Source organism: Burkholderia sp. Ac-20353, from assembly GCF_017104785.1.
Lineage (GTDB): Bacteria > Pseudomonadota > Gammaproteobacteria > Burkholderiales > Burkholderiaceae > Burkholderia.
On the sequence record NZ_JAAGPL010000251.1, the window covers coordinates 1 to 10,969 of the forward strand.

A 10,969-nucleotide genomic window follows, 5' to 3' on the forward strand; every position below is an offset into this window, starting at 1 on the left:
GCCGGCCGCACCTGCGCCGGCCGCGCCTGAGCCGGCCGCACCGACCGTAAGCCCTTCGCGCTGCAGGCGCTCGACGGTATGCCCGCCCATGCCCTTCACGCGCGTGGCGAGATCGTCCGCGTTCTTGAACGGGCCGCGCGCCGCGCGTTCGTCGAGGATCGCCTTCGCCCTGGCAGACCCGATGCCCTTGATGCCGACGAGCGCATCCTCGCCCGCGGTGTTGACGTCGACGGCAGCCCACGCCGACGCGATCGCGCCGAGCAGCGCCGCCGCGGCGAACCATTGCTTGATCATGTTCCGGATCTCCTGGTGAAAACGGCCGGCGGCTGCCGACCGTGACATCCAGTCTAAAGATCCGGCGCGTCGGCTTAAACCTGGCCGGACAGCCAACGTACGTAGCGGTCGACGCCTTCCTGCACGGTCAGGAACGACGCGTCGTAGCCGGCCGCGCGCAGCTTCGTCTGGTCCGCCTGCGTGAAGCACTGGTACTTGCCGCGCAGCGCGTCCGGGAACGGCACGTATTCGATCAGGCCCTGTTCGACCTGCTGCGCGAGCGTCAGCGGCGGCAGGTTGTCGAGCGCACGCAGCGTGTTGACCACCGACGTCGCGACGTCGTTGAACGGCTGTGCGCGGCCCGTACCGAGGTTGAAGATGCCCGACTTCTCCGGATGATCGAAGAAGAACAGGTTGACCTTCACGACGTCCTCGATCGACACGAAATCGCGCGTCTGCTCGCCCGGCGCATAGCCGTTGTATTCGCCGAACAGCTTGACCTTGCCTTCCGCGCGGAACTGGTTGAAGTTGTGGAACGCGACCGACGCCATCCGGCCCTTGTGCGTCTCGCGCGGGCCGTACACGTTGAAATAGCGGAAGCCGGCGATCTGGCTCTTCGCGCCCGGCAGCACGCGGCGGATCACCTGGTCGAACAGGAACTTCGAATAGCCGTAGATGTTGAGCGGCGCCTCGACCTCGCGCTCCTCGACGAAGCGCGTCGAGCCGCCGTAGGTCGCCGCCGACGACGCATACAGGAACTGCGCGCCCTGCGCGAGACACGCATCGAGCACCCCGCGGCTGTAGCGGAAGTTGTTGTCCATCATGTAGCGGCCGTCGTGTTCCATCGTGTCGGAACACGCGCCTTCGTGGAACACCGCGCGCACCTTGCCGAAGTCGCCGCGTGCGAAGCGCTCGACGAACTCGGTCTTGTCGAGATAGTCGTCGATCTCGCAATCGACGAGGTTCCGGAACTTGTCCGCGCGCGTCAGGTTGTCGACCGCGATGATGCGCGTCTCGCCGCGCTCGTTGAGCGCCTTGACGATGTTCGCGCCGATGAAACCGGCCGCGCCGGTGACGATGAGGGTCATGGTCGTCCTTCCTGCCTGAAAAATATGCGACGCAGCGCGCGGCATCCCGCGCGCGTGCGCTCAATGAAACAGTTCGTCGTAGTCGACGGTGGCGGTGCCGAGCTTGCCGACCACGATCCCCGCTGCGCGATTGGCGAGCACGACCGCGTCGACGAGCGGCACGCCGGCGCCGAGCATCGTCGCGACCGTCGCGATCACCGTGTCGCCCGCGCCGGACACGTCGAACACCTCGCGCGCAAGCGCGGGCGCATGCAGTTCACCCGTGCCGGAGAACAGCGTCATGCCTTCCTCCGAGCGCGTCAGCAACAGCGCGTCGATGCCGAGCGATGCGCGCAACTTTGCGACCCGCTCGCGCAGGTCGTCTTCCGACTTCCAGTGTCCGACGACTTCGCGCAGTTCGGCACGGTTCGGCGTGATCAGCGACGCGCCGCGATAGCGCTCCCAGTCGTCGCCCTTCGGGTCGACGAGCACGGGCTTGCCGGCCGCGCGCGCCTTCTCGATCATCGTCGTCACGTGCGTGAGGCCGCCTTTCGCGTAATCCGACATCAGGATCACGTCGTGCTGCGGCAGCAGCGCGTCGAAACGCGCGAGGCCTGCGAGCAGCACCTCGTGCGTCGGCGTCGCCTCGAAGTCGACGCGCAGCAGCTGCTGCTGGCGCGCGAGCACGCGCAGCTTGATCGTGGTCGGCAGCGCCGGATCGCGCTCGAGATGCGGCGTCACGCCGCTGCTGCCGAGCAGCTCGACGATCCGCTCGCCCGGCTCGTCGCAGCCGACCACGCACAGCAGTCCGGCTTTGCCGCCGAGCGTCACCGCATTGCGCGCGACGTTCGCCGCGCCGCCGAGCCGTTCTTCCTGGCGCTGTACGTGCACGACCGGCACCGGCGCCTCCGGCGAGATGCGATCGACGTTGCCGAACCAGTAGCGGTCGAGCATCACGTCGCCGACGACGAGCACGCGCGAGCGTGCAAGCTGTTCGCGCGACACCGGGCCCACTTCGCGAGGCGTGCTCATCGTGCGCTCATCCACGGGAAACGGTCTGGGGATCGACATGCGGACGTCCGATCGCGTAATAGTCGATGCCGAGCTCGGCCATCGCGTCCGGCTCGTACAGGTTGCGGCCGTCGAAGATCACCGGCGCCTTCAGCTCCGCCTTCAGGCGCGCGAAATCGGGGCTCTTGAATTCCTTCCATTCGGTGACGATCACGAGCGCGTCCGCGCCCGTCACGGCCACATCCTGCGTGTCGACGAAGTGCAGGCGCGACAGCGCGTCGGCGTCGTCGCCGAAATCCAGCGCGAATACCCGGCGTGCCTCGTCGATCGCGACCGGATCGTACGCACGCACGGTGGCGCCGCGCTCCAGCAGCGCAGCGATCAGGCGGCGGCTCGGCGCCTCGCGCATGTCGTCGGTATTCGGCTTGAACGCGAGGCCCCAGACCGCGAACTCGCGGCCGGTCAGGTCCGCACCGAAGCGCTGCTCGATCTTGCCGATCAGCACGCTCTTCTGCGCGTGGTTGGCCGCCTCGACCGCCTCGAGAATATGCAGCGGCTGGCCGTTCTCGCCCGCCGTGCGGATCAGCGCCTGGACGTCCTTCGGGAAGCACGAACCGCCGTAGCCGACGCCCGCGTACAGGAAGTGATAGCCGATACGCGGATCGGAGCCGATCCCGCGCCGCACGGCCTCGATGTCCGCGCCAACCTTGTCGGCGAGATTCGACATCTCGTTCATGAACGAGATGCGGGTCGCGAGCATCGCGTTCGCCGCGTATTTCGAGAATTCCGCCGAACGCACGTCCATGTAGATCGTGCGCTCGTGATTGCGGTTGAACGGCGCGTACAGCTTCTTCATCTTCTCGCGCGCGATCGTGCCCGTCTCGTCGTCATCGACGCCGATGATGATCCGGTCCGGACGCATGAAGTCGTCGACCGCCGCGCCTTCCTTCAGGAATTCCGGGTTCGACACGACCGAGAAGCGGTGCGCGACGCTGCCCGCGAGGCCGCGTGCGGCCAACGCTTCGTCAACCACGCCGCGTACGCGCTGCGCGGTGCCGACCGGCACCGTCGACTTGTCGACGATCACCTTGAACGCGGTCATGTGGCGGCCGATGTTGCGCGCCGCCTCGAGCACGTACTGCAGGTCGGCCGAGCCGTCTTCGTCCGGCGGCGTGCCGACCGCGATGAACTGGATCTCGCCGTGCGCGACGCTCGCCTCGATGTCGGTCGAAAAGCGCAGGCGCGCCGCCGCGCGGTTGCGCGCGATGATGTCGAGCAGACCGGGTTCGTGGATCGGCATGCCGCCGTTGTTCAGGATGTCGATCTTGCGCTGATCGACGTCGAGACAGAAGACGTCGTGGCCGATCTCCGCGAGGCATGCGCCCGTGACGAGACCGACGTATCCGGTGCCGATGATGGTGATTTTCATAGATGTTCCGGTGAAGGTTCCCGGTAATAGACTAACTTGGCCGCCGGGCCGTAGCCGGCGGCAGCCGCATCGCGTTCGTCCCGCCTGCCGGGATCAGCTCGACATCGCAGGGTCGACGCGGCGCGGCGCATAGGTTTCCCAGCCGCTGCATCCAGGGCATTGCCAGTAGAAGAGCCGTGCCCGGAAACCGCAATTCTGGCACGTATACCGTGGCAGATTTTTGGTGCGCTGCCTGATCAGCGCACGCATCATTTCAAGTTCCTTACGACGCGGCTCGTCGGCCGCCGCGATCTGCGCGTCGAGCAGGTGCAGCATGCCCGACAGGTTCGGCGACTTCTCCATCTGCGTACGCGCGAGCGTGTGCGCGGCATCCTGGCCGCGCAGCCCGGCGATATGCTGGTACGCGATGTCGAGCAGATCGTTCGACGCGTAGCGGTCGACGTACTCGATCAGCAGCGCCGTGCCGTCACTGGTCCGGTCGAGCGCGATGTACGACTTCATCAGCTTGTCGGCAACGAGCGGCAGGTAAGCCGGATTCTGCGCCTCGACACGTTTCCAGTGGCCGATCGCGGCCGAGTGGTCGCCCGCGGCCGCGGCCGCGTCGCCGGACAGGATTGTCGCGCGGACATTCTGCGGGTTCGCGACGAGCGCGAGCCGCAACTGCTCGGCGGCGGCCTGCGCGTCCTTGCGCTGCAGCGCGTCCTGCGCGAGCTCGCAGTGGAACTGTGCGATTTCGATGCCGAGCGGCTTCTCGCTCATCGATTCGATCCGCTTCGCGGTATCGATCGACTTGTTCCAGTCCTTTTCGATCTCGTAGATCGTCAGCAGTGCACGCTGCGCGCCGAGCGCATAGTCGCCGTCGGCCAGCTTGTGGAACGCCTCTTCCGCGCGATCGAGCAGGCCGGCCTTCAGGAAATCCTGACCGAGCTCGTACAGTGCGTGATCGCGCTCGCTGACGGGCAGGTCGGTTCGGCTCAGCAGGTTCTGGTGCACGCGGATCGCGCGGTCCGTCTCGCCACGGCGGCGAAACAGGTTGCCGAGCGCGAAGTGCAGCTCGACCGTTTCGGGGTCGAGCTTCGCGACCTCGATGAACGCGTCGATCGCCTTGTCGGGTTGTTCGTTCAGCAGAAAATTGAGGCCGCGGAAATACGACCGCGGCAAGTTCGCGCTCTCCGACAGGAGATTCTTCAGGTCATAACGTGACGCTGCCCAGCCGAGCGCGAAGGCGACCGGAATCGCGAGCAACCACCAGAAATCCAGATCCATGCGATATATCGAAGCGGAAACGAAAACCGCGCGGCATTCGCGCGGCGTCGGGTCGGTTAAATGACGGGCGGCATCGGCGGCTGGTCGATCACGGCCGGCGTTTCGCGCGCTGCGCGCAGGTCGCGCTTCAGACGCCCGTTCTCGATGCGCATCCGGAAGATCGCCGGCAGCGCGGACAGCAGGCCGGCAATCAGGCCGACAACGAAGAACGCGAGGCCGATCAGGATCAGCGGAGCTTGCCACGCGTAGCCGGCGAGGAAATTCAACGTCGCGGTTTGCGTATTGGCCAATGCGAGCACCAGCAACAGCACGAACACCAATACCCGGATCAGCCAGACGATCAACTTCATGAAGCCCTCTCTTTGAATGAGATTTCGCCACGGCGCGCGACTCCCCTTCGCGTCACCGAATCGACCCGTATTGTAAAGGATGCGTTTCGGCGTCAGCGTAACCGATGCCGCGCGTGTCGCCGTGCGCATCGCTTCGCGCGCTCGAAGCGCCCCCGAAAATAAAAAAAAGCGCCCACATGGGGCGCTTTTCTACAGCCGTTGCCGGATGGGTTCCGGGCGGGTCGAACGACGCTTACCGCTCGTCGTCCGGATCCTCGGCCTTCAACGGTTCGCCGGCCCGGCCGTCGACGCGTTCGCGCAATTCCTTGCCAGGTTTGAAGTGCGGCACGAACTTCTCGGGCACCTGCACTTTCTCCCCCGACTTCGGGTTGCGTCCGACGCGGGCCGGGCGACGGTTGAGACCGAAGCTGCCGAAACCCCGAATTTCAATGCGATGCCCTTTGGACAGAGCATCAGACATCGCATCGAGCATCGTTTTCACCGCGAAATCCGCATCCTTGAGGACAAGTTGCGGAAATCGCGATGCCAACTGCGCGACCAACTCGGATTTGGTCATACTTCAGCAGACCTCGTAAGGCTTACTGGTTCTGGCCGTCGAGCTTGGCCTTCAGCAGTGCGCCGAGGTTGGTCGTACCCGTCGCGGCCGAGCTGGTGTCGGCTTGCAGGCCGCGGATCGCTTCCTGCTGCTCTGCCGAATCCTTCGCCTTGATCGACAGGTTGATGCCGCGCGACTTGCGATCGATGTTGATCACCATCGCGTTGACCTTGTCGCCTTCCTTCAGCACGTTGCGTGCATCTTCGACGCGATCCTGCGAGATTTCCGACGCACGCAGGTAGCCTTCGATGTCGCCCGTCAGCGTGATGACCGCGCCCTTCGCGTCGACCGACTTGACCACGCCGTCAACGATCGAGCCCTTGTCGTTCATTGCAACGTAGTTGCTGAACGGGTCGCCTTCGAGTTGCTTGATGCCGAGCGAAATGCGTTCCTTCTCGACGTCGATACCGAGCACGATTGCCTCGACTTCGTCGCCCTTCTTGTACTTGCGAACCGCTTCTTCGCCAGTTTCGCTCCACGACAAGTCCGACAGGTGGACCAGGCCGTCGATGCCGCCCGGCAGACCGATGAACACGCCGAAGTCGGTGATCGACTTGATTGCGCCCGTGATCTTGTCGCCCTTCTTGAAGTTGCGGCTGAAGTCATCCCACGGATTCGGCTTGCACTGCTTCATGCCGAGGCTGATACGACGGCGATCTTCGTCGATCTCGAGGACCATGACTTCGACTTCGTCGCCCAGCTGGACAACCTTCGACGGAGCAACGTTCTTGTTGGTCCAGTCCATTTCCGACACGTGGACGAGGCCTTCGATGCCCGATTCCACTTCGACGAATGCGCCGTAGTCGGTGATGTTCGTGACCTTGCCGAACAGGCGCGTGCCCGACGGGTAACGGCGCGAGATGCCTTCCCACGGATCGTCGCCCAGTTGCTTGATGCCCAGCGACACGCGGTTCTTCTCTTGGTCGAACTTGAGGATCTTCGCGGTGACTTCCTGGCCAACCGACAGGACTTCGCTCGGGTGACGCACGCGACGCCATGCGATGTCGGTGATGTGCAGCAGGCCGTCGATGCCGCCGAGGTCCACGAACGCGCCGTAGTCGGTGATGTTCTTGACCACGCCGTTGACGATCGCGCCTTCCTTCAGCGTCTCGAGCAGCTTCGCGCGCTCTTCGCCTTGCGTTGCTTCGATCACGGCACGACGCGACAGCACGACGTTGTTACGCTTGCGATCGAGCTTGATCACGCGGAACTCGAGCGTCTTGCCTTCGTACGGGGTCGTGTCCTTGACCGGACGCGTGTCGACCAGCGAACCCGGCAGGAACGCGCGGATGCCGTTGACCATCACGGTCATGCCGCCCTTCACCTTGCCGGTGATCGTGCCGGTGACGAGTTCGTTGTTGTCAAGCGCCTTTTCCAGCGACAGCCACGATGCAAGGCGCTTCGCCTTGTCGCGCGACAGGATCGTGTCGCCGTAGCCGTTTTCGAGTGCGTCGATCGCGACGGACACGAAATCGCCCGACTGCACCTCAACCTCGCCCTGATCGTTCAGGAATTCCTCGATCGGAATGTAAGCCTCGGACTTCAGGCCTGCATTGACGACCACGAAGTTGTGGTCGACGCGCACGACTTCGGCGGAAATCACTTCGCCGGCGCGCATGTCTTGGCGGGTCAGCGACTCTTCGAACAGAGCCGCGAAAGATTCAGTATTCGGGTTGGAGGTTTGCAGGTCGGACATAAAAATCTGATTGTGCATGGTTCGCTGTGCCACGCCGGCCGGAATGGCAGGCTGAAAGGGCCAGATCGAAGCCACACGGGGTTAAGGGTTCGAAACACGCTCCGCGCTTGACGACGCGGAGCACCTACTGCTGCCCGCCTTCTCAGGCGGGCTGGCCAAGCACCCGGTACCACTGCAGCACCTGGTCGACCGCCTGGTCGACTGAAAGCGCTGACGTATCGAGCAGCCTGGCATCTGCCGCGGGTTTCAGCGGCGCGGCCGCGCGATTGCTGTCGCGCGCGTCACGTTCACGAAGATCCCGGAGCAAGTCATCTATATTAGCAGAAAATCCTTTTTGCATCAATTGCTTATGCCGTCTGGCCGCGCGAGCCTCGACGCTGGCCGTCAGAAACACCTTCAGCCCGGCATCCGGAAAGATCACCGTGCCCATGTCGCGGCCGTCCGCGACGAGGCCCGGCGTCTTGCGGAACGCGCGCTGGCGGGCGACGAGCGCCGTGCGCACCGGCGCGTGCACGGCGATCGCGGATGCGCGGTTGCCGACCGCCTCGGCGCGGATGTCGTTCGACACGTCCACGCCGTCGAGCTGCGCACAGCCTTCGCGGAACGTGATGTGGAGGTCGTCGACCAGTTTCTCGAGCGCGCCGACGTCCTCCTCGGCAATCTCGTAGCGCATGCTCGCGAGCGCGGCGAGGCGATACAGCGCGCCGCTGTCGAGCAGGTGGAAGCCGAGGTGCGCAGCGACGAGCGCCGCCACGGTGCCCTTGCCGGAAGCGGTCGGGCCGTCGATCGCAATGACCGGTGTCTGGTGAAAGGGTCGGGTCGATTTCATCGGGTCAGTCGGGTCAGGCCTTCGCGAGCGCGGCGAAGCGGTCGAAATAGTCGGGGAACGTCTTGCCGACGCACTTCGGATCGTTGATGCGCACCGGCACGCCGCCCAGGCTCACGAGCGAGAAACACATCGCCATCCGGTGGTCGTCGTACGTGTCGATCGCCGCGTTCGGCGTCAGCGCCGCGGGCGGCGTGACCACGAGATAGTCGGCCCCCTCGTCGACCGTCGCGCCGACCTTGCGCAGTTCGGTCGCCATCGCCGCGATACGGTCGGTTTCCTTCACGCGCCAGCTCGCGATGTTGCGCAGCGTGCTCGGGCCGTCGGCGAACAGCGCCGCGACCGCGATCGTCATTGCCGCATCGGGAATCAGGTTGAAATCCATGTCGATCGCCGCGAGCTTGCCGTGGTCGTGGCCGATGCCGCGCACTTCGATCCAGTCGTCGCCCATCGTCACGTTCGCGCCCATCTGCATCAGCGCGTTCGCGAAACCGACGTCGCCCTGGATGCTCGCGCGCCCCACGCCCTCGACGCGCAGCGGGCCGCCGCCGAGCGCGCCGGCCGCGAGGAAGTACGACGCCGACGACGCGTCGCCTTCGACCATGATCCGTCCCGGCGACTTGTAGCGGACGCCGGCCGGCACGACGAAGCGCTGCCAGCCGTCGCGCTCGACGGTCACGCCGAAGCGTGCCATCAGCTTGATCGTGATGTCGATGTACGGCTTCGAGATCAGCTCGCCGTCGACCTCGACGACGATCCGGCCGTCCGGCGCCTTCACGAGCGGCAGCGTCATCAGCAGCGCGGTCAGGAACTGGCTCGATACGTCGCCGCGCACCTTGATCGGCGCGTCGACCGAGACCGACGCCGGCTTGATGCGCAACGGCGGGAAACCTTCGTTCAGCTCATAGTCGATCTGCGCGCCGATTTGCCGCAGGCCGTCGACGAGATCGCCGATCGGCCGTTCGTGCATGCGCGGCACGCCGTGCACGCGATAGTCGCCGCCGTTGACCGCGAGCGCCGCCGTCAGCGGCCGCACGGCCGTCCCCGCGTTGCCGAGGAACAGGTCGGCCGTCTTTGCGGTGAACGCGCCGCGCGTGCCCGTGACGACACAGGTGTCGCCGTCGCGCGCGAGCTTCACACCCAGCTTGCCGAGCGCGTCGAGCATCACGCGCGTGTCGTCGGAGTCGAGCAGGTTGGTGATCGTCGTATCGCCTTCGGCAAGCGCCGCGAGCAGCAACACCCGGTTCGAAATGCTCTTCGAGCCGGGCAGACGCACGGTGCCCGACGCGCTCGAGTACGGACCGAGATCGAGATATTCCATGGGAGCTTCCTGTTAATTCCTGTTCGTTTCGGGGGGGCGGCCATCCGTGGGGCGGCCATCCGGGGTCGGCCGTTCGGCAGCCGGCTCGGCGGCAGCCTGCCGATCTGCGGCAGCCCCGCCGGAAACCGCCTTGCCGCCGCGCTCCTGCCACGCCGAACGCGCGGCGCGCGAACGCGAGAACACATCTTCGAGCGCGGCGCCGTCACCGGCGTCGATCGCCGCGCGCAGCCGCGCGAGCACGCGCGTGTAGCCGTCGAGTTCGTCGAGCAGCGCAGCGCGGTTCGCAACGCAGATGTCGCGCCACATTTCAGGGCTCGACGCGGCAATCCGCGTGAAGTCGCGGAAACCGCCGGCCGCATAGGAAAACTTCAATTCCGCGTCCGCCTCACCGAGGATCTGCTCGACGAGCGCGAACGACAGCACGTGCGGCAGATGACTGACCGACGCGAACACGCGATCGTGCTGCGTCGCGCTCATCATCCGCACGTCGGCGCCCGTCGCGCGCCACATCGCGTCGATCCGCGCGACCGACGCGGCCGGATTCTCCGGCAGCGGGCACAGCACGACGTTGCGCCCGACGTACAGGTCCGGCAGCGCGGCCTCGACGCCGCTCGATTCGCGCCCGGCGATCGGATGCCCCGGCACGAACTGCGCAATGCGCGGACCGAGCGCATCGCGCGCGGCCGCGACGGCGTCCGACTTGGTACTGCCTGCGTCGGTGACGATCGTCGCGTCGTCGAGCCACGGCGCGATCCGTGCGAGCAGCGGGCCCGTCTGCGCGACCGGCGCGGCGAGCAGCACGAGGTCGGCGCCCGCGAGCGCTTCGCGCAGCTGCGCTTCGTCGTCGAGCGCCGCAGCACGATCGATCACGCCGAGCGCCAGCGCTCGCGCAACCGACACCGACGAGCGCCCCACGCCAACGATCTCGCCAGCGATTTCGCCAACCTCGCCCGGCGCACGTTCGCGCAGCGCGCGGGCCAGCGATCCGCCGATCAGGCCGACGCCGAAAATGACCAGTTTGTTGAATGCAAAGCCTGACACGACTCGAACCAAGTGACGCGTGCCGGCCGATGCCGTGCGACGCGGATATCCAGATCCGGAGGCCTGTGCGTCGTCCGGCGCGCAATCCGCGCCG

11 protein-coding genes are annotated in these 10,969 nt (G+C 65.8%); all 11 read right to left on the bottom strand.

Features of this window, described 5'->3' with window-relative positions; translation table 11 throughout:
• The coding region (locus tag G3N94_RS36610; protein ID WP_205799115.1) for a helix-hairpin-helix domain-containing protein at window positions 1–294 on the bottom strand (294 nt) is incomplete at its 3' end.
• A gap of 74 nt (window positions 295–368) precedes the next feature.
• Window positions 369–1,361, bottom strand: a complete 993-nt coding sequence (gene rfaD, locus G3N94_RS36615; protein ID WP_205799116.1) for an ADP-glyceromanno-heptose 6-epimerase — start codon at window positions 1,359–1,361, stop codon at window positions 369–371.
• Between the two features lie 60 nt (window positions 1,362–1,421).
• Complete coding sequence (gene rfaE1 / locus G3N94_RS36620) at window positions 1,422–2,372, bottom strand: D-glycero-beta-D-manno-heptose-7-phosphate kinase (RefSeq protein ID WP_205799117.1); 951 nt, start codon at window positions 2,370–2,372, stop codon at window positions 1,422–1,424.
• A gap of 7 nt (window positions 2,373–2,379) precedes the next feature.
• The gene (locus G3N94_RS36625) at window positions 2,380–3,780 is read right to left on the bottom strand and encodes a UDP-glucose/GDP-mannose dehydrogenase family protein (RefSeq protein ID WP_205799118.1); all 1,401 of its coding nucleotides are present in this window, start codon (window positions 3,778–3,780) and stop codon (window positions 2,380–2,382) included.
• Window positions 3,781–3,873: 93 nt separating this feature from the next.
• Window positions 3,874–5,046: a lipopolysaccharide assembly protein LapB gene (gene lapB / locus G3N94_RS36630; RefSeq protein ID WP_205799119.1), complete on the bottom strand. Its 1,173-nt coding sequence runs from the start codon at window positions 5,044–5,046 to the stop codon at window positions 3,874–3,876.
• A gap of 56 nt (window positions 5,047–5,102) precedes the next feature.
• Window positions 5,103–5,396 carry a LapA family protein gene (locus G3N94_RS36635; RefSeq protein WP_205799120.1) on the bottom strand — a complete coding sequence of 98 codons (294 nt, stop codon included), beginning with the start codon at window positions 5,394–5,396 and terminating at the stop codon, window positions 5,103–5,105.
• Between the two features lie 232 nt (window positions 5,397–5,628).
• Entirely contained in the window at window positions 5,629–5,952 is a 324-nt protein-coding gene (locus G3N94_RS36640) for an integration host factor subunit beta (protein ID WP_124600413.1), read from the bottom strand.
• Between the two features lie 22 nt (window positions 5,953–5,974).
• On the bottom strand, window positions 5,975–7,705 hold the full coding sequence (rpsA, locus tag G3N94_RS36645; protein ID WP_346778765.1) for a 30S ribosomal protein S1: 1,731 nt from the start codon (window positions 7,703–7,705) through the stop codon (window positions 5,975–5,977).
• A 124-nt stretch (window positions 7,706–7,829) separates the two neighbouring features.
• Complete coding sequence (gene cmk, locus G3N94_RS36650) at window positions 7,830–8,516, bottom strand: (d)CMP kinase (RefSeq protein WP_205799122.1); 687 nt, start codon at window positions 8,514–8,516, stop codon at window positions 7,830–7,832.
• A gap of 13 nt (window positions 8,517–8,529) precedes the next feature.
• Window positions 8,530–9,834, bottom strand: coding sequence for a 3-phosphoshikimate 1-carboxyvinyltransferase (gene aroA, locus G3N94_RS42780; RefSeq protein ID WP_241022275.1), 1,305 nt, complete (start codon window positions 9,832–9,834; stop codon window positions 8,530–8,532).
• A gap of 12 nt (window positions 9,835–9,846) precedes the next feature.
• Window positions 9,847–10,875, bottom strand: a complete 1,029-nt coding sequence (locus tag G3N94_RS42785) for a prephenate dehydrogenase/arogenate dehydrogenase family protein (RefSeq protein WP_346778766.1) — start codon at window positions 10,873–10,875, stop codon at window positions 9,847–9,849.
• Window positions 10,876–10,969: the final 94 nt, after the last annotated feature.

Bases quoted from the DNA above. Each gene is read 5' to 3' on its own strand.
- G3N94_RS36625 (WP_205799118.1), bottom strand. From the start codon at position 3,780: ATGAAAATCACCATCATCGGCACCGGATACGTCGGTCTCGTCACGGGC.
- rfaD (WP_205799116.1), bottom strand. From the start codon at position 1,361: ATGACCCTCATCGTCACCGGCGCGGCCGGTTTCATCGGCGCGAACATC.
- rpsA (WP_346778765.1), bottom strand. From the start codon at position 7,705: ATGCACAATCAGATTTTTATGTCCGACCTGCAAACCTCCAACCCGAAT.
- G3N94_RS36640 (WP_124600413.1), bottom strand. From the start codon at position 5,952: ATGACCAAATCCGAGTTGGTCGCGCAGTTGGCATCGCGATTTCCGCAA.
- G3N94_RS36635 (WP_205799120.1), bottom strand. From the start codon at position 5,396: ATGAAGTTGATCGTCTGGCTGATCCGGGTATTGGTGTTCGTGCTGTTG.
- lapB (WP_205799119.1), bottom strand. From the start codon at position 5,046: ATGGATCTGGATTTCTGGTGGTTGCTCGCGATTCCGGTCGCCTTCGCG.
- rfaE1 (WP_205799117.1), bottom strand. From the start codon at position 2,372: ATGAGCACGCCTCGCGAAGTGGGCCCGGTGTCGCGCGAACAGCTTGCA.
- aroA (WP_241022275.1), bottom strand. From the start codon at position 9,834: ATGGAATATCTCGATCTCGGTCCGTACTCGAGCGCGTCGGGCACCGTG.
- cmk (WP_205799122.1), bottom strand. From the start codon at position 8,516: ATGAAATCGACCCGACCCTTTCACCAGACACCGGTCATTGCGATCGAC.